General features: G+C 48.3%; 22 protein-coding genes. 11 read left to right on the top strand and 11 right to left on the bottom strand.

Translation table 11 applies throughout. The features are described 5' to 3' along the window. The first annotated feature begins 130 nt into the window (after nt 1-130). The 4 genes from hemA (at nt 131) to nagZ (ending at nt 5,966) form a co-directional block, all read left to right on the top strand. Nucleotides 131-1,384, top strand: coding sequence for a glutamyl-tRNA reductase (hemA, locus tag ACTHSQ_RS02770; RefSeq protein ID WP_003684306.1), 1,254 nt, complete (start codon nt 131-133; stop codon nt 1,382-1,384). Nucleotides 1,385-1,629: 245 nt separating this feature from the next. Continuing rightward, nucleotides 1,630-3,129, top strand: coding sequence for a DegQ family serine endoprotease (locus ACTHSQ_RS02765; protein WP_003684314.1), 1,500 nt, complete (start codon nt 1,630-1,632; stop codon nt 3,127-3,129). A 133-nt stretch (nt 3,130-3,262) separates the two neighbouring features. After that, on the top strand, nt 3,263-4,783 hold the full coding sequence (locus ACTHSQ_RS02760) for a Na+/H+ antiporter NhaC family protein (RefSeq protein ID WP_036472636.1): 1,521 nt from the start codon (nt 3,263-3,265) through the stop codon (nt 4,781-4,783). A 97-nt stretch (nt 4,784-4,880) separates the two neighbouring features. Beyond that, entirely contained in the window at nt 4,881-5,966 is a 1,086-nt protein-coding gene (nagZ, locus tag ACTHSQ_RS02755; protein ID WP_003684295.1) for a beta-N-acetylhexosaminidase, read from the top strand. Nucleotides 5,967-6,044: 78 nt separating this feature from the next. On the opposite strand, the gene ACTHSQ_RS02750 is transcribed toward nagZ, so the two are convergent. Next, the gene (locus ACTHSQ_RS02750; RefSeq protein ID WP_003684370.1) at nt 6,045-6,791 is read right to left on the bottom strand and encodes an amino acid ABC transporter permease; all 747 of its coding nucleotides are present in this window, start codon (nt 6,789-6,791) and stop codon (nt 6,045-6,047) included. A gap of 327 nt (nt 6,792-7,118) precedes the next feature. Here ACTHSQ_RS02750 and trhP point away from each other — a divergent pair, with 327 nt between their 5' ends. Beyond that, on the top strand, nt 7,119-8,474 hold the full coding sequence (trhP, locus tag ACTHSQ_RS02745) for a prephenate-dependent tRNA uridine(34) hydroxylase TrhP (protein WP_003684307.1): 1,356 nt from the start codon (nt 7,119-7,121) through the stop codon (nt 8,472-8,474). A 63-nt stretch (nt 8,475-8,537) separates the two neighbouring features. Here trhP and hemC read toward each other — a convergent pair whose 3' ends face one another. Then, nucleotides 8,538-9,473, bottom strand: a complete 936-nt coding sequence (gene hemC, locus ACTHSQ_RS02740; RefSeq protein ID WP_440371254.1) for a hydroxymethylbilane synthase — start codon at nt 9,471-9,473, stop codon at nt 8,538-8,540. A 256-nt stretch (nt 9,474-9,729) separates the two neighbouring features. On the opposite strand from hemC, the gene ACTHSQ_RS02735 reads away from it, so the two are divergent. Beyond that, nucleotides 9,730-11,037 (top strand): YadA family autotransporter adhesin, encoded by a 1,308-nt coding sequence (locus tag ACTHSQ_RS02735; RefSeq protein WP_440371253.1) that lies wholly within the window; start codon nt 9,730-9,732, stop codon nt 11,035-11,037. 82 nt (nt 11,038-11,119) lie between these two features. On the opposite strand, the gene ACTHSQ_RS02730 is transcribed toward ACTHSQ_RS02735, so the two are convergent. Continuing rightward, nucleotides 11,120-11,257 carry a hypothetical protein gene (locus ACTHSQ_RS02730; RefSeq protein WP_003684388.1) on the bottom strand — a complete coding sequence of 46 codons (138 nt, stop codon included), beginning with the start codon at nt 11,255-11,257 and terminating at the stop codon, nt 11,120-11,122. Between the two features lie 78 nt (nt 11,258-11,335). Between ACTHSQ_RS02730 and ybeY the strand changes: the two genes are divergently transcribed. The 5 genes from ybeY to ACTHSQ_RS02705 all read left to right on the top strand — a co-directional run bounded on the left by ybeY (nt 11,336) and on the right by ACTHSQ_RS02705 (nt 15,229). Continuing rightward, nucleotides 11,336-11,851: an rRNA maturation RNase YbeY gene (ybeY, locus tag ACTHSQ_RS02725; protein ID WP_308186498.1), complete on the top strand. Its 516-nt coding sequence runs from the start codon at nt 11,336-11,338 to the stop codon at nt 11,849-11,851. A 1-nt stretch (nt 11,852) separates the two neighbouring features. Further along, nucleotides 11,853-12,695: an HlyC/CorC family transporter gene (locus ACTHSQ_RS02720; protein WP_049329553.1), complete on the top strand. Its 843-nt coding sequence runs from the start codon at nt 11,853-11,855 to the stop codon at nt 12,693-12,695. Further along, complete coding sequence (locus ACTHSQ_RS02715) at nt 12,692-13,429, top strand: methionine ABC transporter ATP-binding protein (protein ID WP_250599769.1); 738 nt, start codon at nt 12,692-12,694, stop codon at nt 13,427-13,429. The genes ACTHSQ_RS02720 and ACTHSQ_RS02715 overlap by 4 nt, the downstream gene beginning before the upstream one ends. Before the next feature lie 2 nt (nt 13,430-13,431). Beyond that, entirely contained in the window at nt 13,432-14,118 is a 687-nt protein-coding gene (locus ACTHSQ_RS02710) for a methionine ABC transporter permease (RefSeq protein ID WP_440371252.1), read from the top strand. Nucleotides 14,119-14,317: 199 nt separating this feature from the next. Further along, complete coding sequence (locus ACTHSQ_RS02705) at nt 14,318-15,229, top strand: MetQ/NlpA family ABC transporter substrate-binding protein (RefSeq protein ID WP_070632485.1); 912 nt, start codon at nt 14,318-14,320, stop codon at nt 15,227-15,229. A 591-nt stretch (nt 15,230-15,820) separates the two neighbouring features. Here the strand turns inward: ACTHSQ_RS02705 and ACTHSQ_RS02700 are convergent. From ACTHSQ_RS02700 to porB, 8 genes are all read right to left on the bottom strand, one after another. Beyond that, on the bottom strand, nt 15,821-16,846 hold the full coding sequence (locus tag ACTHSQ_RS02700; protein WP_440371251.1) for an FAD:protein FMN transferase: 1,026 nt from the start codon (nt 16,844-16,846) through the stop codon (nt 15,821-15,823). A 118-nt stretch (nt 16,847-16,964) separates the two neighbouring features. Further along, nucleotides 16,965-17,459, bottom strand: a complete 495-nt coding sequence (locus ACTHSQ_RS02695; protein WP_070749331.1) for a nitrous oxide reductase accessory protein NosL — start codon at nt 17,457-17,459, stop codon at nt 16,965-16,967. After that, nucleotides 17,456-18,286 (bottom strand): ABC transporter permease, encoded by an 831-nt coding sequence (locus ACTHSQ_RS02690; protein ID WP_070749332.1) that lies wholly within the window; start codon nt 18,284-18,286, stop codon nt 17,456-17,458. The genes ACTHSQ_RS02695 and ACTHSQ_RS02690 overlap by 4 nt, the downstream gene beginning before the upstream one ends. Further along, a complete protein-coding gene (locus ACTHSQ_RS02685; protein WP_440371250.1) occupies nt 18,283-19,176 on the bottom strand; it encodes an ATP-binding cassette domain-containing protein in 894 nt (297 codons plus the stop codon). Before ACTHSQ_RS02685 ends, ACTHSQ_RS02690 begins: the two co-directional genes overlap by 4 nt. 59 nt (nt 19,177-19,235) lie before the next feature. Further along, nucleotides 19,236-20,597 (bottom strand): nitrous oxide reductase family maturation protein NosD, encoded by a 1,362-nt coding sequence (locus ACTHSQ_RS02680; protein WP_440371278.1) that lies wholly within the window; start codon nt 20,595-20,597, stop codon nt 19,236-19,238. A gap of 198 nt (nt 20,598-20,795) precedes the next feature. Beyond that, a complete protein-coding gene (gene nosZ / locus ACTHSQ_RS02675) occupies nt 20,796-22,763 on the bottom strand; it encodes a TAT-dependent nitrous-oxide reductase (protein WP_049350970.1) in 1,968 nt (655 codons plus the stop codon). Nucleotides 22,764-22,871: 108 nt separating this feature from the next. Next, nucleotides 22,872-25,148: a 4Fe-4S binding protein gene (locus ACTHSQ_RS02670; protein ID WP_440371249.1), complete on the bottom strand. Its 2,277-nt coding sequence runs from the start codon at nt 25,146-25,148 to the stop codon at nt 22,872-22,874. A 487-nt stretch (nt 25,149-25,635) separates the two neighbouring features. Continuing rightward, nucleotides 25,636-26,697: a trimeric porin PorB gene (porB, locus tag ACTHSQ_RS02665; protein WP_049329546.1), complete on the bottom strand. Its 1,062-nt coding sequence runs from the start codon at nt 26,695-26,697 to the stop codon at nt 25,636-25,638. Nucleotides 26,698-26,800 lie beyond the last annotated feature (103 nt).

Genomic DNA, 26,800 nt, shown 5'->3' with positions numbered 1-26,800 from the left:
GGCCAGTTCATCTTTTCAGACGGCCTTCTCGATGGTAAACCTCATTGTATCTTCATCCCCAACACATTCATTTTAAAGCCCACTTAAGCTATAATACCCACCACACACACTACCCAGTCATACCATAACCATGCAACTTACCGTCGTCGGACTCAATCACCAAACCGCGCCCTTGAGCATACGCGAAAAACTGGCATTTGCAGCTGCAAATCTGCCGGATGCCGTGTCCAACCTCGCGCGCAGTGAGGCGGCGGAAGAAGCAGTCATTCTTTCTACCTGCAACCGCACCGAGCTCTACTGCGTCGGTGAAACCGAAAAAATCATCGACTGGTTGGCGCAATATCACGACCTGCCTGCCGAAGAAATCCGCCCTTACCTCTATACCTTGGATAACAATGAAACCGTCCGCCATGCCTTCCGCGTCGCCTGCGGTTTAGATTCTATGGTCTTGGGCGAACCGCAAATTCTCGGTCAAATCAAAGATGCCGTCCGCGTTGCGCAAGAACAGGAAAGCATCAACACCCATTTAAACGCCCTGTTTCAAAAAACCTTTGCCGTTGCCAAAGAAGTGCGTACCGACACTGCTGTCGGCGAAAACTCCGTCTCCATGGCTTCTGCATCGGTCAAAATGGCAGAGCAAATCTTCCCTTCCATTTCCGATCTGAACGTTCTCTTTATTGGCGCAGGCGAAATGATTGAACTGGTGGCCACTTATTTTGCCGCCAAAAATCCCAAGCTCATTACCGTTGCCAACCGTACACACCAGCGCGCGCAGGAATTGTGCGACAAACTCGGCGTCAACGCCGAAGCCTGCCTGTTGAATGAATTGCCCGATATTCTTCACGATTACGACGTGGTCGTTTCTTCCACCGCCAGCCAACTTCCCCTCGTCGGCAAAGGCATGGTTGAGCGCGCATTGAAAAAACGCCACAACATGCCTGTTTTCCTGCTGGATTTGGCCGTTCCGCGCGACATCGAAGCCGAAGTCGGCGAATTGGAAGACGCATATCTCTATACCGTAGACGACATGATGGACATTGTCCAAAGCGGTAAAGATGCGCGCAAAAAAGCAGCGGCGGCGGCTGAAAGCATGGTGGAAGAAAAAGTCAGCGAATTTATCCGCCTGCAGAAAAACCGTCAAAGCGTTCCGCTTATCCGCGCCTTGCGCGACGAAGGCGAACGTGCGCGCCGCCAAGTATTGGAAAATGCCATGAAGCAACTGGCAAAAGGCGTATCTGCCGAGGATGTCCTCGAACGCCTCTCCATCCAGTTGACCAACAAACTGCTCCACTCTCCGACACGCACGCTCAATAAAGCCGGCTCGGACAACAGCGAATTAATCGATGCCGTAGCGCAGATCTACCATTTGGATCAACACGACTGACCACAATTTAAAGGCCGTCTGAAAGAAGCAAACCGACCGATAGGTCATATCCCAAAGTTTTCAGACGGCCTTAAAACAATAAAATCCCAATTATCATTTTTTCATTTAAAATGAAATGCTTGAAAAAAAATCGTTAAAGTGTAAAAATCCTACCTTATACATTTAAACAGCATTCAAACAATAAAACTACCTGCCGGCTCAAACGCATACCGACAATACGATAGGCACCGGCAAAAGGAACTTTCGTGAACATTAAAACAAACACATATCTGGCTCTTGCTGTCCTCTCAGCTTCCCTTCTTTCAGGTTGCGACAAAGTCAGCACCTTTTTCGGTAAAGACGAAAACAAAGAACTCGTCCAACGCATAGAAACCAATACCGATGACGGAAAAGTCGGTATGTTGCTGCCCGACTTCGCCCAACTGGTGCAAAACGAAGGACAGGCAGTCGTCAATATTCAAGCGACACCGGCAAAACGCACTGCGACACCGGATGACGACCACAGCATGGACCTGAGTCAATTCCCCGACAACGATCCATTTTACGAGTTCTTCAAGCGCCTTGTTCCCAATATGCCCGACATGCCGCAGGAAGATACTGAAAGCGACGCTTTGAATTTCGGTTCCGGCTTCATCATCAGCAAAGACGGCTATATCCTGACCAATACCCACGTGGTTGCCGGCATGGGCAATATCAAAGTCCTGCTCAACGACAAACGCGAATACACAGCCAAACTGGTCGGCTCAGATGCCCAATCCGACGTTGCCCTCTTAAAAATTGAGCCGCAAGAAGACTTGCCGGTTGTCAAAATCGGCAATCCGAAAGATTTGAAACCGGGCGAATGGGTAGCCGCCATCGGCGCGCCTTTCGGCTTTGACAACAGCGTAACCTCCGGCATCGTCTCCGCAAAAGGCCGCAGCCTGCCGAATGAAAACTACACGCCGTTTATCCAAACCGACGTTGCCATCAACCCCGGTAACTCAGGCGGCCCATTATTCAACCTCCGCGGCCAAGTAGTCGGCATCAATTCGCAAATTTACAGCCGCAGCGGCGGTTTCATGGGCATTTCATTTGCCATTCCGATTGATGTTGCCATGAATGTGGCCGAACAATTAAAAGCCAACGGCAAAGTCCAACGCGGTCAATTAGGCGTGGTTATTCAAGAAGTTTCTTATGATTTGGCCAAATCTTTCGGTTTGGACAAAGCAAGTGGCGCACTGATTGCCAAAATCATGCCGAACAGCGCAGCACAACAAGCCGGTTTGCAGGTTGGCGACATCGTGCGCAAAGTTAACGGCGAAGAAGTCCGCGCTTCCAGCGATTTGCCTGTTATGGTCGGCTCGATTATGCCGGGCAAAGAAGTGACTTTGAGCATTTGGCGCGGCGGCAAACAAACCGATGTCAAAGTCAAACTTGGCAGCGCAGCCGAGCAAACGGAAACTTCTGCAAAAGAAGCCGAACACCCACAACATGAAGGCAGCCATGACGGATTTACCGTTGAAAACGCAGGCGTTACCCTGCAGGTTGAAAACGCAGACGGCAAACAACGCTTAATCGTTCTGCGCGTTAGCGGAGCGGCCGAACGTGCCGGCCTCAAACGCGGCGACGAAATCATTGCCGTCAGCCAAATCAGCGTCAATGACGAATCCACTTTCCGTAGCGCATTGGAAAGCTCAGGCAAAAACGTACCGCTTTTGGTACAACGCGATGGCAATACTTTGTTCCTCGCACTAAATCTGCAGTAGTCCGATTTTTCAGACGGCATGATGATGTGTTAGATGATAAAATACCCATCTGTCAAAGGCGGTGGGTATTTTGTTATCCGCCTTCCAATTTAGGCCGTCTGAAAATATTTCACCGCTTATATACAATATAATTATGCAACTCATTAATTATTCAAATTCTATTTTATCTATCGTCCCGGCAGCCATTGCGCTCGCCCTGGCCATTGCCACACGCCGTGTGTTGCTGTCCCTGGGTGTCGGCATTATCGTCGGCTCCTTCCTGCTGGTAGGCGGTAATCCACTCGATGCTTTGGTTCACTTAAAAGACATGGCTGTCAGCCTAACGTGGGCGGATGGCAATTGGTCTTTGGGCAAACCCAAAATCCTGCTCTTTTTGGTGCTTTTGGGTATTTTCACTTCCCTGCTGACGCATTCCGGCAGCAACCAAGCCTTTGCCGATTGGGCAAAACAACACATCAAAGGCCGTCGCGGTGCGAAGCTGCTGACTGCCTGTCTGGTATTCGTTACCTTTATTGACGACTATTTCCACAGTCTTGCCGTCGGTGCAATTGCCCGCCCTGTAACCGACAAATTCAAAGTTTCCCGCGCCAAACTGGCTTATATCCTAGACTCCACTGCCGCGCCGATGTGCGTTTTGATGCCGGTATCCAGCTGGGGGGCATCGATTATCGCTACTTTGGCCGGCCTTTTGGTGACTTACAACATCACAGACTACACACCAATGGGCGCATTCGTGGCCATGAGCCTGATGAATTACTACGCCGTCTTCGCATTGATTATGGTGTTTGTCGTTGCCTGGTTCTCCTTTGACATCGGCTCTATGGCTCGTTTGGAACGTGCCGCTTTGAATGAAATTCATGATGAAACCGTTGAAACAGGCCATCCCAACGGCCGTGTATTTGCACTGATTGTGCCGGTTTTGGTACTGATCATCACCACTGTTTCCGCCATGATTTACACTGGCGCACAAGCTTCTGAGACCTTCTCTTTGCTCAGCGCATTTGAAAATACCGATGTGAACACTTCCCTCGTGTTTGGCGGTACTTGCGGCGTATTGGCCGTCATCCTCTGCACCATCGGCACCATCAAAACCAGCGATTATCCTAAAGCCATTTGGCAGGGCATCATCTCTATGCGCGGAGCCATTACCATCTTGATTTTGGCATGGATTATCAGCACCGTTGTCAGCGAGATGCACACCGGTGAATACCTCTCCACTTTAGTGGCAGGCAATATCCACGCAGGCTTCCTACCCGTGATTTTGTTTATGCTTGCAGGCGTGATGGCCTTCGCTACCGGCACAAGCTGGGGTACATTCGGCATCATGTTGCCGATTGCCGCCGCCATGGCCGTCAAAGTCGAACCATCGCTGATTATCCCTTGCATGTCTGCCGTAATGGCTGGTGCCGTATTTGGCGACCACTGCTCGCCGATTTCCGACACCACCATCCTCTCTTCTACAGGCGCACACTGTAACCACATCGACCACGTTACCTCGCAATTCCCTTACGCGCTGACCGTAGCCGCGTCTGCCGCCTCAGGCTACCTCGCACTGGGCATGACCGGCTCTGCACCTTTAGGTTTTGTGGTAACCGGCATCGTGATGGTTATATTGATTTTTATCTTGAAAGACAAGAAAAAAGCAACTGCCTAATTCAAAACCAATATTCAGACGGCCTGAGATATTCCTACACTCTCAGGCCGTCTGAACATAACGATTATCCAATATATACATTATTCAGGACAAAACAATGAATACGCCTCATCTTCCACGCGGCCCAGTCATGGCCGATGTTGCCGCCTATCATCTGACCGAAGAAGAAAAACAACGCCTGCTCGACCCTGCCGTCGGTGGCGTTATTTTGTTCCGCCGCAACTTTGAAAACGTTTCCCAGCTCAAAGCTTTGGTTCAAGAAATCAAAGCCGTCCGTACACCTGAACTCATCATCGCCGTCGACCACGAAGGCGGACGGGTTCAACGTTTTATTGACGGCTTCACCCGCCTGCCGGCCATGAACGTATTGGGCGAAATTTGGGACAACGAAGGCAAAGAAGCCGCCTGCGCCCAAGCAGAACAAGTCGGCTGGGTTTTAGCAACCGAACTCTCCGCCTGCGGTATCGACCTATCCTTCACGCCTGTTTTGGATTTGGACTGGGGGCAATGCGCCGTCATCGGCAACCGCAGTTTCCACCGCGACGCCAACATCGTTACCCAGCTTGCCCTTGCCCTGCAAAAAGGACTGAACAAAGGCGGCATGAAATCTTGCGGCAAACACTTCCCCGGCCACGGCTTTGTCGAAGGCGACAGCCATCACGTCCTGCCTTGTGACGAACGCAGCCGCGAAGCGCTAGAAGCTGCTGACCTTATCCCCTTCCGCGCATTGAGCCAAGCTGGCATGGCGGCAGTGATGCCTGCCCACGTCGTGTACCCGCAAACCGACAACCAACCTGCCGGTTTCTCCGAAAAATGGCTGAAACAAATCCTGCGCCAAGAAATCGGATTTAACGGCGTTATCTTTTCAGACGACCTGACCATGGAAGGTGCATGCGGTGTCGGCGGTATTAAAGAACGCGCACGCCTTTCTTTTGAAGCAGGCTGCGATATTGTACTGGTATGCAACCGTCCCGATTTGGTAGATGAATTGCGAGACGGTTTCCACGCACCGGCAAACGCCGATTTGGCAGCACGTTGGCAATACATGGCCAACACATTGACTGTACAAGAAGCTGCCGACATCATGGCAACCGAAGAATTCCAAGCTGCCCAACAGGCAACTGCCAAACTGGCAACGCCAAAAGACATCTCAGGCGGTATCAAAGTCGGCGAAGCATTCTGATTCAAGGCCGTCTGAAACATTGACGGTAAATAAAAAAGGAAGACTTTTTCAAGTCTTCCTTTTTTTGATTCAAACCGATTAGCGGTGTTGCGGATTGTAACGGCTTTCCAATCGCAGGAATACCCAACCCAAAAAGCTTGTCAGCACCAAATAAATCAGCGCGATTGTATAAAGCGGCTCTTCATAGACAGAATAGCGGCCGGTAATCGTGCTTTGTACATAAGCCAACTCTGCCACGCCGATGACGGAAAGCAATGAGCTGTCTTTCAACAACGTAATAAACTCACTGGCCAATGGCGGCAACATACGGCGCAAAGCTTGCGGCAAAATCACATAACGCATCGCCTGAGTATAGGTCAGACCCAAAGAACGCGCAGCTTCCATTTGGCCTTTATCAATCGACTGAATACCGGCACGGAAAATTTCACAAATATACGCACCCGAGTTCGCAATCAACGCCAAAGAACCGGCAATCAACGCACCATAAGAACGGCGCAAATCAATGGCGGCTTCGCCGCTAATCAATACACCGTCGGCCGGATGAACGAAAAATGGGAACCAAACATAAGCCCAAATCACAATTTGTACAAACAATGGCGTACCGCGAAACAGCGTAACATACCAAAAAGAAATCTTACGCAACACCCAAGCCAAGGCACGCATCGGCACACCGGCTTTTTCCGGATTAATCAAACGTGCCAATGCCAGCAGCAAACCCAAAATCGAACCGCCTGCTGTTGCAACCACCGTCAGCCCCAGCGTCGTCAATACGCCGTATAAAAACATCCAGCGGTATTCATAAATAATGTCAAAACGAAAATCCATAACCCTTCCGTCGGTCAAAATCGGTAACTAATCCGAATATTTTTTAAAATGAAGCTTGATATTTTACAAGAAAATACATTGCTTGAACGGTTTTTTGTTAAATTATTCCACCCAACCCTGCTTTTTTTACATTTCCAATGAATTAAAGCCCCTTTTCACCTTTCATCATATAAGACATTTTCCGTATAAAAAACAAAGCGCAAACCCGACACAAAATTGACCGAAACACAAAAACAGCGGATAATCCGCCCATTCTTCAAACATCTTTCAGACGGCCTTCCCTCTTCCCTTGAGGGCCGTCTGAAAACATTTTAAAAAGCATAAAACATGAAAGCACCTGAACTCTTATTGCCTGCAGGCGGCCTCGAACGTATGCGCGCCGCCTACGATTACGGCGCAGATGCCGTTTACGCCGGCAGCCCGCGTTACTCACTGCGTGCCCGCAACAACGAATTTGCCAAACTCGACGTCCTCGAGCAAGGCATTAAAGAAGCGCACGAGCGCAACAAAAAATTCTTCCTGACCGTCAATACGCTGCCGCACAACTCCAAACTCAAAACCTTTGTTTCCGATATGGAGCCCTTGATTGCCATGAAACCCGACGCGCTGATTATGGCGGATCCGGGTTTGATTATGACCGTGCGCGAAAAATGGCCGGAAATGCCGATTCACCTGTCCGTACAGGCTAACACCACCAACTATTGGGGCGTGAAATTCTGGCAGAACATCGGCGTCGAACGCATTATTCTGTCGCGCGAATTGAGCATGGAAGAAATCGCCGAAATCCGCCAAGAATGTCCCGACATCGAGCTCGAAGTCTTCATCCACGGCGCATTGTGCATCGCCTACTCCGGCCGTTGCCTGTTGTCAGGCTATTTCAACCACCGCGACCCCAACCAAGGCACCTGCACCAACTCCTGCCGTTGGGATTACAAAGTCCACAACGCCACTGAAAGCGATGCGGGCGACGCCCAGCTTCTGCAAGGTTTCAACTTTGAAAAAGCCCAAGAAGAAGCCAACCAAAACTTCGAAGGCATCAACGGTCAGAAACGCCATCCCTACGCCGACAAAGTCTTCCTGATTGAAGAGTCCAACCGCCCCGGCGAAATGATGCCGATTATGGAAGACGAACACGGCACCTACATCATGAATTCCAAAGACCTGCGCGGTATCGAAGTTGTTGAAAAACTCGCCAAAATCGGCGTGGACAGCCTCAAAGTCGAAGGCCGCACCAAGTCGCTCTACTACGTTGCCCGCGTCGCCCAGTCCTACCGCAAAGCGATTGATGATGCCGTCGCAGGCCGTCCGTTCGACTACGGTTTACTGAGCGAACTCGAAGGCCTTGCCAACCGTGGCTACACCAGCGGCTTCCTCGAGCGCCACCAAACTCAGGATTACCAAAACTACCTCAGTGGTCATTCGATTGCCAAACAAAGCCAATATGTCGGCCACGTTACCGAAATCGATGAAAACGGCTGGGCAACAATCGAAGTCAAAAACCGCTTTGCCGTCGGCGATTCACTCGAAATCATCCACCCAAGCGGCAACCAAACCATCAAATTGGAACAAATGACCCGCAAAGGCCAGCCTGTCGATGTGGCACCAGGCAACGGCATTCAAGTCAAAATCCCCAATATGCAGGGCAAAGAAAAAGCTTTGATTGCGCGGATTATGAATCCTTAAGCATCAATAAAACAAAGGCCGTCTGAAAGTTTCAGACGGCCTTTTTAAATTATCTATGCTGTTTTAAGTCTGTTCTTGCAATACGGCGGCAATCAATTCTTCCGCACCATCATCTGCCAGTTTTTTGGCGACTGCACGACCCAAAGCATCGGCGTATTCGGCAGGGGCTTGCGCGTCCGCCTGCAAAATGACCGAACCGTCAGGATGACCAACCAAGCCGCGCAAGGTCAGCAAGCCGTTTTCTTCAGTGCAATATGCGGCCAGCGGCACTTGGCAGCTTCCGCCCAGAGCGCGCGCCAAAGCGCGTTCGGCAGTAACGCAGGCGTGCGTGGTATCGTGGTTCAAAGGCTTTAAGACTTCGTACAAATCTTCGCGATGCGCTGCAATTTCAATACCCAATGCGCCTTGTCCGGCGGCAGGCAGGCTGTCGGATTCCGACAAAATCATGCGGATGCGTTCGTCCAATTCCAGACGCTGCAAACCGGCGGCAGCCAAGATAATCGCGTCGTATTCGCCGTTATCGAGTTTGGACAAACGGGTTTGCACATTGCCGCGCAAAGGTTTGATAACCAAATGCGGATAGCGTACACGCAATTGGGCTTCACGGCGCAGGCTGGATGTGCCGACGATGGCACCTTTGGGCATTTCTTCCAATCGCGCGTATTGGTTGGACACAAACGCGTCAAACGGATTGGCGCGTTCGCCGATGGCTGCAAGCGCGAAACCTTCAGGCAAATCCATCGGCACGTCTTTAATCGAATGCACAGCCAAGTCGGCCCGGCCGTCATACAAAGCCTGTTCCAACTCTTTGACAAACAAGCCTTTACCACCGACTTTTGACAAAGTTCTGTCCAAAATCTGGTCGCCGCGCGTGGTCATGCCCAAAATCTCGACTTCGCAATCGGGATATAGGGCTTTCAGACGGCCTTGGATATGTTTTGCCTGCCACATGGCAAGCAGGCTTTCGCGACTGGCGATAACGAGTTTTTTCGGGTTCATAATGGTTGCCTGAAAGATGGAAAACGGCATGAAGTCTATCATAATTCTGAAAATGAGCGCTATTGAAAAGACTGTCTTCTTTTTGTGCCATTTTTACTTCTTTTAATTGCAATGAGAAGCATAAATTTAATATGCATAAAATATCAAATGGAGTAAAAAAGTTTAATTTTTATGCTAAAATCTTAAGCGAAGTGCAAGGGTGTATTTCTTATCATTGATGATAACTAGTCTATTTTTTAACTTTATGGTACCTATTATGAAAAATGTAAGTAAGTTAAATAAAAATACAAGCATGAAATTATCTACGGCAGCGGTCGTACTTCTTTCTGCATTGGGTGTTTCTACGATTGCTAATGCAGCAGATAATTTTATTCGTGTTAGTGATGGCACTGAAGAAGCTACAGTTGGTATTTCAAAGGATGTCGCTGTTGGTCGCAATGCTAAGGCTAATGATGGAAACACTAGCCCTGCTATTGGCGGTGCGACAACAGTAGGTACAGACACCGTTGCAAAAGGAAACGGTGCGAGTGCATACGGTTATGGTGCTAAAGCTGATGGAGCTAATGCTTCGGCTCTTGGTAATCAAGCTAATGCTACAGGGCTAGCTACAACTGCTGTTGGGGTATCCACCCAAGCAACAGGCGCTTATTCTGTTGCTGTAGGTTCAAATGCTAAAGCTACAGGTGTAGGGGCTGTAGGTATTGGTTTGGCATCTACAGCGGGTACTGGAGCAACTAAAAATTTTACTGTATCTGTCGGGGCATATTCAGGCGCTGATGTAGAAAATGGCGTTGCATTAGGTTCATACTCTAAAGCAACTGTTAATAAAGAGGCTGTAGGATATGATCCATCAACTCAAGCTGCTACAACTGAGACAAGTGCAGCTTGGAAAGCTTCACATGCTGCGGTTTCTGTTGGTGACGTTGACAACAATATCACCCGTCAAATCACCAGCGTTGCTGCGGGTACAAAAGATACTGATGCAGTGAACGTGGCTCAATTGAAATCTTTAGACGGTAAAGTTGAGAAAAACAAAACCGATATTGCAACTAATAAAGCCGATATCGCAACCAACAAAACCAATATTGCGACTAACACGGGTAATATTGCGACTAATACAGCTAATATTGCTGCTAACACGGGTAATATTGCGACTAATACAGCTAATATTGCTGCTAACACGGGTAAGATTACGGCTAATACGGCTAATATTGCGGCTAACACAGCTAACATTCAGACTAACGCGAATAATATTGCGGCGATTAACACTCAATTAGCGGATAATAACGATTCCATCAATGAATTGCGTGGCAATGTAAACCTCTTAAATAAAGACTTGAGAGGCGGTGTTGCGAGTGCGATTGCTCACGCTTCTGTTCCTCAATCCACCAAAGCCGGTGCTATCGGTGTGGGCGTGGGTACCGGTTTCTATGGTGGTCAATCTGCGGTTTCTCTTGGTGTGTCCGGTGTTACCCCTAATGAAAACTGGGTGTTTAAAGCCAGCGTTTCTACCAACAGTCGTGGTAACTACGGTGTGGGTGCCGGTGCGTTTTACCAATGGTAATAAACTGTTAATTCCGAGTTAATCGGAGCATAATAAAAAAGCCATTCTGAAATAGAATGGCTTTTTTTGTTGCGATGAGGAATTATGCTAAGATTTTATCTAATGCTTTGCTGACATCTTCTACTTTTTGCGTGCCGTCTAAGCGGAAATATTGGGTGTTGCCCGCTTTGGCTTCTGCTTGGTAGTAATCCACTAATGGTTTGGTGGTGTTGTGATACACTTTTTTTGGGCGGTTTTTCAGACGGCATGAGGGTGAATATGTTATATTTACGCCTAAAAACCCAATTTTCCGGACAACATGAAACGCGCCAAACAATATCCTTTTTTATCCTTACAGCGGCAACGTTTTCATCTAAACTTTGAAAACGCTTCTTCCGCCGCCAACCTTCCGAGCGAACGCGATTTTTACCGCTGGGCGTGGTCTGCCTTAAAAAACGAATACCGCCGCGCAGACATCAGCCTGATTCTTCTGGACGAAGAAGAAGCCCGCGACTACAACCGCGACTACCGCGGCAAAGATTACGCCACCAATGTCTTGAGTTTCGCGCTCAACGAAGGCGAAATCCTGCCCGACCAGTTTTCAGACGGCCTGTATGGCGATTTGGTGATTTGTCCGCAAGTGGTTTTGAAAGAAGCCGCCGAACAAGGCAAAACACCCGAGCAGCATTTTGCCCACCTGACCATACACGGTACTTTACACCTGATGGGCCACGACCACATCGAAGACGATGAAACCGAAATAATGGAAGCCGAAGAAATCCGCCTGATGCTGGCGGCAGGCTTCCCCAACCCCTACCAAGAGGACGAATATTAAAATGGACGGTACGCAGTCGAAACCCAAATTTTTCGAACGCCTAATCTCCCGACTTGCCGGCGAGCCCGACTCCGCCGAAGACGTATTGACCCTGCTGCGCCAAGCACACGAGCAGGAAGTTTTTGACGCCGAGACACTGACCCGGCTGGAAAAAGTATTGGACTTTGCCGAGCTGGAAGTGCGCGATGCGATGATTACGCGCAGCCGCATGAACGTATTGAAAGAGAACGACAGCATCGAGCGCATCACGGCCTACGTCATCGAAACCGCCCATTCGCGTTTCCCTGTCATCGGTGAAGACAAAGACGAAGTTTTGGGTATTTTGCACGCCAAAGACCTACTCAAATATATGTTCAACCCCGAACAGTTCCACCTGCAATCCGTCTTGCGCCCTGCCGTTTTCGTTCCCGAAGGCAAATCTTTGACCGCCCTTTTAAAAGAGTTCCGCGAACAGCGTAACCACATGGCGATTGTCATCGACGAATACGGCGGCACATCCGGCTTGGTCACCTTTGAAGACATCATCGAGCAAATCGTTGGCGAAATCGAAGACGAGTTTGACGAAGACGACAGCGCCGACAACATCCATGCCGTTTCTTCCGAACGCTGGCGCATCCACGCGGCTACCGAAATCGAAGACATCAACACCTTCTTCGGTACGGAATACAGCAGCGAAGAAGCCGACACCATCGGCGGCCTGGTCATTCAAGAGTTGGGGCATCTGCCCGTACGCGGCGAAAAAGTCATCATCGGCAGCCTGCAATTTACTGTTGCACGCGCCGACAACCGCCGTCTGCACACCCTGATGGCCACACGAATTAAAGAAAACACGGATAAACCATGATTATTCTGGATCACGTCTCCAAACACTATCAAACACGCGACAAAAAGGATTTTGTCGCCGTCAAGCCGACCAGCCTCGAAATCAAACAGGGTGAAATCTTTGGCCTGATGGGCTACTCCGGCGCAGGCAAATCCACCCTGTTGCGCCTGATTAACTTATTGGAACGTCCGGATACAGGTACCGTCAGCGTGTGCGGTCAAGAACTGACCGCGCTCAACGCCACGCAACTGCGCCACGCCCGACAAAATATCGGCATGGTATTCCAACAGTTCAACCTGTTGAGCAACCGTACCGTTGCCGAAAACGTCGCTTTTCCTTTAGAAATTGCCAAATGGCCGTCTAAAAAAATCCAAGCGCGTGTTGAAGAATGTTTGGAAATCGTCGACTTGCAAGACCGTGCCAACCATTACCCGTCCCAACTTTCCGGCGGTCAAAAACAACGTGTCGGCATTGCCCGCGCGCTGGCGCCGCAACCTCAAGTCATCCTCGCCGACGAACCCACTTCCGCCCTCGACCCCGCCACTACGCGCAGCGTTTTGAAGTGTTTGGAAGACATCAACCGACGTTTCAACGTAACCATCGTCATCGTTACCCACGAAATGAGCGTTATCCGCCGCCTGTGTGACCGTGCCGCCCTCTTGGACAAAGGCCGTCTGCTGGAAATCGTTGAAGTACACGGCAACCAAATCCATGCCCAATCCGAAATCGGGCAAGAGCTGATTCGAGAGGACTAAATATGGCAGATTTAACATTTGAAAGTGCTGTTGAGACCATCGTCAGCATGAAGGGCGAAATTATCCAAGCCTTGGGCGAAACCTTTATTATGGTCGGTCTATCGACTACTTTCGCCGTTATCTTCGGTACGATTTTGGGCGTATTGCTGTTTGTGACATCAAGTCATCAGTTGCACTATAATAAACAGCTGAATTTATTTTTGGACAATCTGGTCAACCTGATGCGCGCATTCCCTTTCGTCATCCTGATGATTGCCATGATTCCTGTTACACGCGCCATCATCGGCACGACCATCGGCCCGGTTGCCGCCTCATTGGTATTGAGCGTATCCGGCCTGTTCTACTTCACCCGTCTGGTCGAGCAAAACCTGCGCGAAGTGCCCAGAGGCGTGATTGAAGCGGCCTCCGCAATGGGTGCTTCGACCATGAGCATCATCTGTAAAGTGCTTTTAAATGAGGCGCGTGCAGGTATGGTTTCCAGCATTACCGTACTGGCTATCGGCCTTCTGTCGTACAGCGCGGCAGCAGGTATGATTGGCGGCGGCGGTTTGGGCGACCTTGCCATCCGTTACGGCTACTACCGCTATCAAATGGAAGTCATCATCTTCATCGTCGCCATCCTGGTTTTACTCGTTATCCTGATTCAAGGTATCGGCAACAGATTGGCACGCAAACTGGATAAACGTTAAACAAACCAGGCCGTCTGAAATGGACTTACTATTTTTCAGACGGCCTATTATCTATTTAGAACATATTAGGATATATATTCCAAATAAATTTACAAAAAACATCCTCATATTTCCAAAATAGATTTACAATCCCTCTTTATTTTGACGGCGGCAGCTTGAGGCCGTCTGAAACCGCTTTATCATCCATCAGGAGCAAAATATGCAAATCAACACATTCTTCAAAACCCTTTCAGCCGCTACGCTGGCCATCGTACTGGCTGCCTGCGGCGGTCAAAAAGACAGCACGCCTGCTGCTTCTGCCGCTTCCTCTGCCGACAACGGCACAGAGAAAAAAGAAATCGTCTTCGGTACAACCGTCGGCGACTTCGGCGATATGGTAAAAGACCAAATCCAACCGGCTTTGGAGAAAAAAGGCTATAAAGTCAAACTAATCGAGTTCACCGACTATGTGCGCCCCAACCTTGCTTTGGCTGAAGGCGAATTGGACATCAACATCTTCCAACACAAACCTTATCTGGACGACTTCAAAAAAGAACACAAACTGGACATCGTTGAAGCCTTCCAAGTACCGACCGCACCTTTGGGCCTATACCCTGGCAAACTGAAATCTTTGGACGAAGTGAAAGACGGTGTCAGCGTTTCTGCACCTAACGACCCATCTAACTTTGCCCGTGCATTGGTTATGTTGAACGAATTGGGCTGGATTAAACTGAAAGCCGACGTTAATCCGCTGACTGCTTCTAAAAACGATATTGCCGAAAATCCGAAAAACATCCAAATCGTAGAGCTTGAAGCCGCCCAACTGCCACGCAGCCGTGCCGACGTTGACTTTGCCATCGTTAACGGCAACTACGCCATGAGCAGCGGCATGAAACTGACTGAAGCCCTGTTCCAAGAGCCAAGCTTTGCCTACGTTAACTGGTCTGCCGTCCGCACTGCCGACAAAGACAGCCAATGGCTGAAAGATGTAGCCGAAGCCTACAACTCTGACGAGTTCAAAGCCTACTCACAAAAACGCTTTGCCGGTTACAAATATCCTGCTGCATGGGGTGAAAACGCAGCTGCAGGTGCTCAAGCCGAAGCTGCTTCTACTGCTTCTGCAACCAAATAAGTAACTTTTTGAAAAAGGCCGTCTGAACATTCAGACGGCCTTTTTCTATTGATTATCTATTCCCAAAGCTTGAAACAAGTTTTTTGATTAACGCCAAATACTTACACAATTCCCTTTTTAAACCAAATCAATATGTTTTAAAAAAGTTCAATAAGGAATCATGTTTTTATTCAATATAATCAATCACTAAATGAATTATTCTACTTTTTTATAATATTCACTAGTAATGTTCCGCTTATCCTGATATTATACCGTTCATCTAAAGACATCCGGTTATCTGCATTACAGACCGTTCATCTGAATTGCTTCAAACCACTTTGTCGGATTTTCCTATAGTATGTTGTGTTTCTCCGTATCGAAGGGGTTTGAGCGGTCGAAATACCGTATTGCTTAGATATTAAAGCTTCGTGCTTTGAAATGAGTGAATTTTTGTTTTAAGTGTCGTAATCTCTTGCTAATTACTCCCAGCTGCAAGAGTTTCAGGGTTGCCCCCTTGGGCAGCCCTTCTTTTTTATCTTCCATTTTTTCAGCAATCAAGCCTTCCCTGCCCTATACACATAGTCAAAATCGCAGGCAAGGCCGCCCTTCTCCTCAACTTCCAATCTTTTTCAATTTATTATTCGGCATCACCAGCCAAACCTGTGCCTTTTTAACTTGAGCCGCAGTACGGATGGCCGCCTCATCCATAATGGAGAACGCTGTAGAAAAGGCATCGGCAACCGCCGCACTCTCCGCCATGACGCTCATGCTTTTATAACGCGGTTGGCTTCCGCCTGTACGCGGATCAAAAAGATGGGTAAATTTGGCAGCTTCGTCCATTACCGTGCCATAGCCGCCCGATGTGGCAAAGGCTTGGTTTTTCATGGCAATGGTGGTCAGGATTTGGTCTTCTTGGTCAGGATTGCGAATGCTGACATTCCACTCGCGCTGGTTGGCATTATCAAAGCCGTAAATCTCCCCCATATCAATCAATGCTTGGGTAACGCCTTGCTGCTTTAATAATTCGACTACTTTATCAGTGATATAACCCTGCGCAATGCCGTTGAGCGACAAGCCCATGCCTTTTTGGGCAAAACGGATTTCTTTGGTATCAAAATCGACTTTGTTGAAATCCACTAATTTGAGCGTGTCTTTGATACTGCGTGCGGATGGTAGCGTTTCGGTTTTGGGGTTTCGCCTGAAATGGTCAGCATACAGATTCCACAAAGGCTGAATGCTGGGATCAAATGCACCCTGTGTCAGCTGATGAATATCTCGACTGATGCTGAGCAGCTGCAAAAAATCGGATGGCGGATTTTTCAGACGGCCTTCTCGGTTTAAACGGCTGATCAGGCTGTCATCCCGATACAGGCTGAAGATTTTTTCCAATCGTGAAACTTCCGCCAATACTTTGTTGACCAATATTTCCGCCTGCTTGCGCTCAACGCCGAACAAACGCAACTCTGCACCCGAACCCAATGCAATGCCTCTCCAAATAACTGGCTGCTCTTCTTGATTCGGGCTAGCCGAATGAGTCGGCTGATTAGTTTTGCGGCTAATGGCAAAGGGAATACCGACACCAGCGGCAAGTGTGGCGGCGATGGTAAGGAAACGGCGGCGCGTTAAAGGGGTGGACATAAAGTATTCCTTAGATTTTTATCTTTATATTGAAAGCCGCATTCATTAAATCATCAATCGGCAGCTTCCAACACAAAGGCCGTCTGAAACTGTTTCAGACGGCCTTTTATTGATTGTTTTATTTAAAAATGTATTCGTCGGGCATCTCTGCAAAACCGACTACTCTGCCGCCTTTTTCTTTGGCGAATTTTTCAGCCTGAGCCTTGTCGGCAAACGGAAGCGCGTCTTCCGCACCCATGCCGCCGATAAAGCTGCTTTCGATAACGTAATAGGCTTTTTTCGCATCTATCCATTCGGCGTCGGCATTGGGTTTTTCCCAATCTTTGACTTTGCCCATATCGGTAACATAGATGGCATTAATGCCTTTAGGCTCTTCAGGCAGCTTGGTGTAGCCGAACATCTGCTTGATGGTGGAAAACCAAACCGGTTTGTCAGGTTTGCCGTTCAAGAAGATTTGCGCTTTAGGACCGTTGTGTTCGGTCAAATTCATGCTGCAGTAATGACCGACTGCGCTGTCGCTGATTTGTTGGGGTGCAGGCGGAGGAGTATTTTCCTGTTTGCTACAAGCAGATAAAGCAAGGATGGTGAATGCTGTAAATAATATTTTTCTCATATTTGTCTCTTTCCGAAAATCCAGGCGGCTAAGACCAAGGGAATGATAACCCATAATACCTGCGCCGTCAGCAAAACCGGCATAGTCAGGCTGATTTGATCGCTCAAACCGGCCATACCTGCGTACATGGCGGTGTTTTCATAACCGGTCAGGTTGAGCAGACGGTAAATGTCGGAAGGATTGAACAAGAGAATGGTTTCTACAACAGGTGCGGTAATGACTTGTTCAGTATCGGCAACCAAAATACCCAAAAGCGCCATATCGAAAATCACCACAAAAAACAGCCATACGCCGATGGCGATACCGGCGGCGGTGCCGCGTTCTTTCACTTTCGCGCTGATGAGGTAGCCCATGGACAGGAATGCCGCGCCCAAAATGACGCTGGCGGCAATCAGGAGGGCGAAGGGTTTCCATGCGGCGATGTCGAAGCTGCCGTTGGCGAGTTGGAGCGTGATGCCAGCGATTCCGTAGCCTGCGGTGGTGGCAAGGGCGAGGATGATGAGGTGTCCGATGAATTTTCCGGCAAGGATTTGGTTGCGGGAAACGGGGTAGCTCAACAGCAGCGCCATAGTGCCGCGTTCGATTTCGCCGATGAGGGAATCGTAGGAGAGGAGCATGGCGATGAGCGGGATCAGGAAGATGGACAGGCTGGAGAGGCTGACAACGGTAACGGTCAACGGATCGACTTTAACCGAGCCTGTGGGCGAGCTGCCGAGGAAGCCCAATGAGAGGGCGAGGGCGGCGAGCAGGACGGAGGCGGCGAGTACCCAGCGGTTGCGCAGGCTGTCGCGGACTTCTTTGCCGGTAATAATCCAAACGGGGTTCATACGTCTTCCCTTTTTAAGAATTGTGCGTACATATCGTCAAGTGTCGGGGTATGGATATCGATATAGGCAAGGTTGCCCAAATCGCCCAATTCGCTCAAAAGTCCCATACGCTCTTCGGCTTTACATTGCGCTTTATACGACAGGCCGTCTGAAAGCGGCTGCCAACGCTCGCTCAACTGACGCGCTTCTTTCAATCGGACATTGACGGTCAACGGCAAACCACTTTGGACATGCAGCTCATCCATGCTGCCATCGGCAACTTTCACGCCGTTTTTCATGACGATAATGCGGTCGGCGTGGCCATCGAGTTCGGCAAGCGCGTGCGTGCTGAGCAATACGGTTGCACCGCGGCCATTCAGTTCGCGCACGACTTCATAAAACATTTGGCGTGAAGCCGGGTCAAGGCCAGTGGTCGGTTCGTCAAACAATAAGACTTTAGGCTCGCCCAACAAGGCTTGTGCCAAAGCGAGACGCTGGCGCATACCTTTGGAGTAAGTGCCGACACGGCGGCGTGCCGCTTGAGAAATACCGACGCGTTCCAACAACTCACGGTTTTTACTCAAGGGCTGTTTTTTCAGCTTGGCATAGAAATCCATGGTTTCAATGCCGGTCAATGAAGGATGAAGCGCGACGGTTTCAGGCAGGTAGCCGATTTGGCTGCGAAGCAGTGCGCCTGTCTTGCTGCCGGTACGCTCGCCCAGCAACATGACTTCGCCTTCGGTCGGTGTAATCAGGCCGAGTATCAGCTTCATGATGGTGGATTTGCCTGCACCGTTATGCCCTGCCATGCCGACGCTTTCGCCTGCTTTGAGGACTAAATCGACTTGGTTGACGGCTTTTTGACTGCCGAATTGTTTGGTCACGTTTCTTAATTCGACGTGGTTGGTCATGAATAATTCCTTTGTGCCGTTTCAGACGGCCTCATTCAAAAGGCCGTCTGAAAACATGTTTAATTCAAAGATCCGTTTTCGGCATTACTCCAATTGGATTGGCGCGTATTGGCTTCGTGCAACAGCTCATCCTTCATGGCTTCGTATTTGGTACTTGTTTTGTTGCTGATCGGTTTCATCAATGGCTTACTGTCGATGACGCCGCCCGGCAAAATAGCGGGGAACTGTGATTGCGCCCATTTGACAATACTGACGGCAGGACTGTTCATCAGCAAACGGGACACGGGAGCGCGCCAAATGATTTGATCGATGATGCCGTTCGGTCGATAGGCGTTGTCGCCAAAACCATCGCCATCAAGATCGAATGCGCTGTTGTCGCTCCAATAATTGCCTCGTCCGCCCTCTCCCCAATCAAGGAAACGGGTGCTGACGTATTTGACTTGGCTTTCGTTGTTGATAAACGAATTATTGAACAGGCTTGTGCCTTCAATGGCCGCGGTAAAGTGAATACCGATTTGACAGTTTTCAAAATGGTTGTCAAAAATTTTATTGAAGTTGGCGTTATAGGCGAATACGCATTTACCGGCTTTGTTGATAATATTGTCGTTAATATCGGAATAGTTGACGTAATTGAGCATGATACCTTGGTCACGGCTGCCCACGGCGATATTGCCATACACTTTAAGACGCTCTGAGAACATCAACACATAGCCCATATTGTTGCCAACGGAGATGTTGTTGCTAACCTCGCTGTCGTTGGTGTACATATAATGTACTGCAAAACGCAAATCGCTGAAACGATTGCCTTTATAGGTATTGTTTGTACTGGTATTGGAGAAAATACCGTCACGGCCTTTGGAAATATCGTTGTCGACTACTTGCGCACCCGGCGCATTCCAAACCGTTACGCCATTACCGCGCTCATTCACGCGCAATGTAGCTTCCCCGACAATCTTATTTTCGCGCACCATCGATTCTGCCGCTCCATGGATGTACACGCCGACAGAGTTGTCCAAGACATTATTGTGTTCAATCAATGCACGCGGAGCCGTTTCCTCAAGATAAATCCCTGCATCCATGGCCGGCAGGCTCAAGCCTGAATTGGAAACAGTCAGATTACGCAGGGTCACGTCAGGTGCATGAACGGCAATGGTACGCCCGCTCCTGTCGCCAATAATCTTGGCGGAGCGGTCGGCCGGGCCTTCAATGGTAATCGGTTTGTCGATATAAAGTTTGGTCTTGTATGTACCGGAGGCAAGCTTGAGCGTATCGCCGGCTTGGGCGCGCGCTAAAGCATCATTGAGATTGTCTTGTGCGGATACGTTGATGACTGCGGCAAAGGCCGTCTGAACCATACTGCCCAACAGCAATACGAATGCGGCACGTTGCCATTTGGAACGATGGGATGGTGTATGCGTCATAATCATATCTCAATTTCAGACGGCCTGTTTCCTACATGATAAACATATGCAGAAACAGGTATTTTGATGTTATAGCAAAGCTGTCTGATGATGGTTTATATTTCATTGACATATTGACTGACAAACAGCTTTGCTATAAAGGCCGTCTGAAAGAATGTCTTTTCAGACGGCCTAAAGGATTAAATCATCAAACCAAAATTATTTTGGTTTAACAATCATTTGGCCTGACATTTCCATGTGCAATGCGTGGCAGAACCATTGGCAGTAGTACCAGTGTACGCCTGGACGGACTGCTTTGAAGGTTACAGAAGATGTCGCTTGCGGGCTAATCTCCATAGCGATACCGTAGCCTTCCAAAGTGAAGCCGTGAGTCAAGTCCTCAATAGTCTCAACGTTGGTCACGTATACGGTCACTTCGTCGCCTTGGTTCACTTCAAATTGAGGGATACTGAATGCAGGCGCAACGGCAGTCATGTACACGCGTACTTTGTTGCCTTCGCGTACGACTTTAGCGGCTTTTTCCAACTCAACGCCGTCTTTTTGCGCTTGTTCCAAAGCATCTTTCCAAAACCATGGGTCTTTGCGGTCCCAAGTTTTGCTTGGGTTCACTTTGGAAGCGGAAACCAGACAGAAGTCGTGCGGTTCTGCAAAAGTCGGGTTGTCGTGAACCAGACGCATTTCATCGCCGGAGATGTCGATCAATTGGTCACACTCAGGTTTCAGAGGACCTGCGTTCAGGAAGCGGTCTTTGGAGAATTTGTTCAAAGACACCAACCATTTACCGTCGGCTTCTTTGGTTTCGCCCATGGTAGTGTGGTTGTGACCAGGTTGATAGTGAACGTCCAGTTTTTGTTTGATCGGATCGATTTTCTCGCCTTTGTAGGCTTTAATCGCATCGTCGATGTTCCATTTCACCATTTGGCTGTCGATAAACAATGTTGTATAAGCATTGCCGCGACCGTCAAATGCAGTGTGTAAAGGGCCAAGACCCAGTTGAGGCTCAGCTACGACAACATCGCGCTCTTTGATTTTGCCTGCAAACAAATCGTCCAGTTTGCTGACATCCAATACGGTAACGGTTGGAGACAGTTTACCGTTGAGCATGATGTATTTGCCGTCAGGGCTTGCGTTACAGCCGTGAGGAGAGTTAGGCACAGGGATGTAGCGGGTGTATGGAGAGTTGGCTTCTGCACGGCCGTCCAACATTTTCACGCCGTTAACTTCTTTGAAGTCGCCTTTTTTGATGCCTTCTTCGATAGCAGCCAGGTTAAATACTACACACCAGTCTTGCTCGTTAGAAGAAGCACCTTGTACAGTCAGAGCGCGCTCAGAGTTATAGCAGGTAGAGAAAGAGTATTTACCTTGGTAGTCGGCATCGCCGTTGTCCAAGTTACCGTCTACCAAAACTTGCCATGCGATCTCCATGGTTTCGCCGTCAATTGCGGTATAAACGGCATTCCAAGTTTTAGGATCATCCCATTTGCCTACGCCGTCAACAGGAACGATATGCTCGCCGTTGGCAAAAACGTAACCGGTTTTCGGATAACGTTGCGGACGCAGGCCGTGGATACCTGAAGCATTAGGAATATCAATGATTTTATCGGTTTTCATCACATCCAAGCGGATACGGCAAACACGGGTGTTTGCTTTATCGTTGGCGTAAGCATAACGGCCATCGTAAGTTTGGTCGGTGAAAGACAAGTGTGGGTGGTGCAAGTCGCCGTTAGGGTAGCAACGCAAACCGCTGTCTTGTAAGAATTTACGGGTTTCTTCGGTAATATTTCCGTTAAGGACTTTCAAGCTCTCATTGGTACGACCCCAACCGGTAGCGCTGTCCATATTGAATACAGGGATACGCATCAGTTCGCGCATAGACGGCAAACCGATCAAGCGCATTTCGCCTGATTGACCGCCTGAGAGGAAACCGTAGTATTGGTCAAGTTCACCTGGACCCACTTCGGAAGTCATTTTGCCCGGCTCGGCAGAATGAGCAGCTGCTTTTTCAGCAGGAGCTGCGCCAGAAGCGGCAGCTTTGTCACCCTCACCGTTAGAGCAACCGGCCAAGCCCAACAAACCGGCACCGGCAATACCTGCACCGGAAGCAGCGGCAGTACCTAAGAATGAACGACGGCTTAAGCCGTTTTGTTCTAATTTTTCGTCTGACATACGACACTCCTTGGATAAAATCCGGCGGCCGATTTTTTTCAGACGGCCTACCGATGAAAAAATTTCTAAGTCGGGCTGCCGATACAGCCCTCTTTTTTTTATAAATAACTACTTATCAACACTAATTGCCGATTCTTTTTTAACAAACTGAACAACTTGTTCTTGAGCATTTTTCGTTGCTGCCGCATCGTGCTGCTCAGATTTTGCCGCCGCTTGTTTTTGTTTTTTCTTATTCGTTGCCACTACTTGAGGACAACGTGTATCGTGGTGATACATTACCTGGCAATGCAGGCATTGGATACATTCGTTCGGATGAATATCGCCTTCTGGTGCAATGGCCTGAACCGGACATTCATGTGTACAAATCTGACAAGGGTTGCCACACATTTTATAGCGGCGCAGCCAGTCAAACACACGGAAGCGACCCGGCAATGCGATACCCGCACCCAAAGGACACAGATAACGACAGAAGAAACGTTCGATAAACAAACCGGCAATCAGCAAAGCTGCAGCAAACAATACAAACCACCATTCGCGCATAAACTTCAGAATAATTGCGGTTTTGAAAGGTTCAACTTCTGCAAATTTTTCAGCAGTACCCAAATCGTACAGGGAAATAGCCAGCAAACCGAAGAAGATAACGTATTTAATGGCTGTCAGGCGCGTATGCAACAAATGTGGCACAGTAATTTGTTTTACGCCCAGTTTTTTAGCAACGCGATTGGTCAACTCCTGCAATGAACCGAAAGGACACAGCCAGCCGCAGAACGTACCCCTGTTCCACAACAGCATGGTCGCCGCTGTAAAGAGCCACAGAATGAACACCAGCGGATCCATCAGGAAAAATTCCCAGTGGAACTCAGTCAAAATTGCGGAGAACAAGGTCAGCGTATTGACAACCGATAATTGTGCTTGCGCATACCAACCAATATAAACCAAGGTAAATGTCAAGAAGCATAGGCGGAAACGGTCATACCATTTTTCGTAACGTACAATCCAGTCTTGGAATAGGAATACCAACAGGAGAATTGTCAAAGCAATACCGACAACAATAATTTGGCCTTGTTTAGCTTTCCAAACCTGTTTCCAAAGTTGGTTGGAAACACCATCATCACCGGCAGTCGCATCTTCGGCAATACCCGTACTTTCAGAAGCTGAAGCTACAGCCGCAACTTGCTCAACCGGCGCGCTGATTTCAACAGGTGGTGCTTTTGGATCATCGACATAGTAGCCTTTTGGCAATTCGTAATCCAAATCTGCAGTTACGAAAGCTTTATCGTTAACGCTCAACACACGTTGAATCATCAGTTGTAAACGCCATGGCTCGGCAGCATCAAATTCCACACCTTCAGGGATAGTAAACCAAGAAACCTCTTTAAATGCAGGCGCACCTTCCGCTGCCAAAGCAACCACACGCTCATGTTGTGCATCGGTAAAACGGAAGCTGGTATCGCCCTGAATCATTTCGATACGGTCAAAGATACCGCCACGCACATAGCCTGAGCCCTTCCAAGAGTATCGGCCTTCACCGGCAACCATAATTGCCTGTTGACCTGGTTGCAAACGTTTTTGCAGATTATTCCAACCTGCCTCACCTAAAAGGCTTTTACCGATAGAAGGTTGGCTGACCAAAGCGACATATAAATCAACGAATGTATCGTTACCATCACCCTGCTCTGCATGATCTGCAACACCGGCTTTACCGCCTTTTTCAAATAATTTGTTGATATCATCAACAGAAATATGCAGATGACCAACAGCTTTTTGTTCTAACAACGCATTCCAAGACTGAATGTCTTGTTTATCAGGATTCACAGCACGACGGGGACGGGTTTGAACCGCAGGCTCATTTGCAGCCTGCTCACCAGAAGCGGTAGCAGCACCGGCTTGAGTCGCTTTATCAGTACCCAAATGATATTGATGAATAACCGATTTGACAGAACGCTGAATACTGTCGTTAATCACCATCAACGTTACAGTCGCACCACTGATGATATCCGCGGGAGCCACGCCAGGCTGCGGAGGATTTTTAATAAAATTTAAGCCAATATATTTATCAATGAATTTATCGACTCGGGATTGCGGAATACCGATCAGCATAATTGGTTCATGGTGCTCAACCAATTTTGCTCCCGCAATAGTGCCATCATTGGCCAATGCGATCATCGTATCAATCGGCTTACTCGAATAACCGCGCGTATTAACCACGTCAGTCGTGATATAAACCAGACCAAGCTGCTCTTCGCCTTTATATACACGAGCAACCAAAGGCTTACCTTCAGGTTTGCCGTAGCGATCAGCACCAGGAAAAATTTCAGAAGGCTGAATTTTTGCCAAGAAATCAGGCAAGCGCTCCGCGTAAGCAGGCAGGCTTACTATCATCATAGAAAACACAGCAAAAAGCACAAGGATTCGTTTCCAAATGCCACTTAAGCACTTCATTTCAAGACAGGACATGGCTATTCCCGATATATCGATACTCTAAACACTAATATTATATGAATCATCTATCGGCAATAATTTGATTAAAATCAAATTTACAAATCTTAAAACCAAATTCTACATGCTAATAATACTTTAGAACTATAAAAATAAATCTTTTATTAGTAGACATGAAATATAGGAAAATCAACTTAATCCAATGACCATCTTTATATCGTTAACTTATTTATAATAATACTCAAAACAATTCCTGAAATTTCATTTAGCATATATTGAATAAAATATAACCTGACTTGAATTTTCATAGGCCGTCTGAAAACGAATATCGAAGATACTTTAACCTGCCCCTGCAATGACAAAATACATTTCTTGCAAAAACAAAAAGAGCCTGTATAAAACAGGCTCTTTTTCAGACTAATCTTAAGTCAGATTAGAATTTGTGACGCAGGCCAACAGTACCAGCAGTTTTCTCGTATTTATTGTCGCCTTTACCTTCTTTCAACCAACCGGCAGACAGCAAGGCAGAAGTGCGTTTAGAGAAGTCGTAGTCGGCACCAACGATAACTTGGTTGTAAACGCTGTTCTCTTGTTTCACGCCTTCTTCTTTAGCTTTGAAACCGTGAGCGTAAGAAACACGAGGAGTTACGTTACCGAAGCGGTAAGCCGCAGTTGCACCAACTTCAACACGTTCGTTTTTCTTAGCATTTGCGACATCTTTTTTGAAGCCTTCGTATTGACCTACAACAGCAACCATCAGGTTGTCAGCATCGTAACCAGCAGTCAGACGGTGTGCTTGGTGATCTTTGTAAGTACCAGCAGTCAAGGTAGTGTTGCCGTTGAATGTATCCAAGTAGCCAGCATCCAAGACAGCATGTTTAGCGAAAGAACCAGCGTAGCGACCGAAGAAGCCAGAGTTTTCGTAGTTCAGACCCAAATCGTAAGATTCACGGCTTTTCACAGCGTGATCGTATTTATCGCTAGGATTAGCATTGTCGCGAGGTTGGTATTGTACGCTTGCGCTGAAACCACCAAACACAGGAGTATCGTAACGTACAGATACTTTGCGACCATCTACACGTTTGATTTTACCAAGTTGCAGAGTGTCTGCGTTAGCATCACTAGACTCCCAAGGGTCGAAGCTGTCGCTGCTTTCGTTCAGAGCAGTATCCAAGTTACCGACACGAACTTTACCGAAACCACCTTCCAAACCCAAGAAAGATTCACGGTTTGCGAAACCAGAGTCACCACCGGCGATAGAAGTTCTTTGTTCAACTTGCCAGATAGCATTCAGGTTGCTACCCAAGTGTTCGTGGCCTTTGAAACCGATACGAGAGCCGAAGTCAGCAATCTCAGTAGCAGTTTTAGAAGAAGTCTTACCCTCTTTTACTTTAGAAACTTCCACGCCAGCTTTGATTTGACCGTACAGAGTTACATCAGCCATAGCTGCAACAGGCAAAGCCGCCAGAGTCAGGGCAATCAGGGATTTTTTCATTGCTGTATTCCTTTTCTATTGTGAAGAAATAACTTAAGCAGACCGGATAATCCGCTTAGGCTTACTTTATCGCTGGAATCAGCGATTCCATGACTGTCACTAT

The organism is Neisseria sp. P0009.S008 (assembly GCF_051958615.1).
GTDB classification, from domain to species: Bacteria; Pseudomonadota; Gammaproteobacteria; order Burkholderiales; family Neisseriaceae; genus Neisseria; species Neisseria subflava.
This window is presented reverse-complemented; position numbering and strand designations above follow the sequence as displayed.

Excerpts from the sequence above, each read along its gene's own strand:
- ACTHSQ_RS02750 (WP_003684370.1), bottom strand. The coding sequence starts at position 6,791 with ATGGATTTTCGTTTTGACATTATTTATGAATACCGCTGGATGTTTTTA.
- ACTHSQ_RS02680 (WP_440371278.1), bottom strand. The coding sequence starts at position 20,597 with ATGACGCATACACCATCCCATCGTTCCAAATGGCAACGTGCCGCATTC.
- ACTHSQ_RS02700 (WP_440371251.1), bottom strand. The coding sequence starts at position 16,846 with ATGTCCACCCCTTTAACGCGCCGCCGTTTCCTTACCATCGCCGCCACA.
- hemA (WP_003684306.1), top strand. The coding sequence starts at position 131 with ATGCAACTTACCGTCGTCGGACTCAATCACCAAACCGCGCCCTTGAGC.
- ACTHSQ_RS02695 (WP_070749331.1), bottom strand. The coding sequence starts at position 17,459 with ATGAGAAAAATATTATTTACAGCATTCACCATCCTTGCTTTATCTGCT.
- ACTHSQ_RS02720 (WP_049329553.1), top strand. The coding sequence starts at position 11,853 with ATGGACGGTACGCAGTCGAAACCCAAATTTTTCGAACGCCTAATCTCC.
- ACTHSQ_RS02690 (WP_070749332.1), bottom strand. The coding sequence starts at position 18,286 with ATGAACCCCGTTTGGATTATTACCGGCAAAGAAGTCCGCGACAGCCTG.
- nosZ (WP_049350970.1), bottom strand. The coding sequence starts at position 22,763 with ATGTCAGACGAAAAATTAGAACAAAACGGCTTAAGCCGTCGTTCATTC.
- ybeY (WP_308186498.1), top strand. The coding sequence starts at position 11,336 with ATGAAACGCGCCAAACAATATCCTTTTTTATCCTTACAGCGGCAACGT.
- ACTHSQ_RS02735 (WP_440371253.1), top strand. The coding sequence starts at position 9,730 with ATGAAAAATGTAAGTAAGTTAAATAAAAATACAAGCATGAAATTATCT.
- ACTHSQ_RS02760 (WP_036472636.1), top strand. The coding sequence starts at position 3,263 with ATGCAACTCATTAATTATTCAAATTCTATTTTATCTATCGTCCCGGCA.
- ACTHSQ_RS02705 (WP_070632485.1), top strand. The coding sequence starts at position 14,318 with ATGCAAATCAACACATTCTTCAAAACCCTTTCAGCCGCTACGCTGGCC.
- porB (WP_049329546.1), bottom strand. The coding sequence starts at position 26,697 with ATGAAAAAATCCCTGATTGCCCTGACTCTGGCGGCTTTGCCTGTTGCA.
- hemC (WP_440371254.1), bottom strand. The coding sequence starts at position 9,473 with ATGAACCCGAAAAAACTCGTTATCGCCAGTCGCGAAAGCCTGCTTGCC.
- ACTHSQ_RS02685 (WP_440371250.1), bottom strand. The coding sequence starts at position 19,176 with ATGACCAACCACGTCGAATTAAGAAACGTGACCAAACAATTCGGCAGT.
- ACTHSQ_RS02715 (WP_250599769.1), top strand. The coding sequence starts at position 12,692 with ATGATTATTCTGGATCACGTCTCCAAACACTATCAAACACGCGACAAA.
- ACTHSQ_RS02670 (WP_440371249.1), bottom strand. The coding sequence starts at position 25,148 with ATGATGATAGTAAGCCTGCCTGCTTACGCGGAGCGCTTGCCTGATTTC.
- trhP (WP_003684307.1), top strand. The coding sequence starts at position 7,119 with ATGAAAGCACCTGAACTCTTATTGCCTGCAGGCGGCCTCGAACGTATG.
- ACTHSQ_RS02710 (WP_440371252.1), top strand. The coding sequence starts at position 13,432 with ATGGCAGATTTAACATTTGAAAGTGCTGTTGAGACCATCGTCAGCATG.
- nagZ (WP_003684295.1), top strand. The coding sequence starts at position 4,881 with ATGAATACGCCTCATCTTCCACGCGGCCCAGTCATGGCCGATGTTGCC.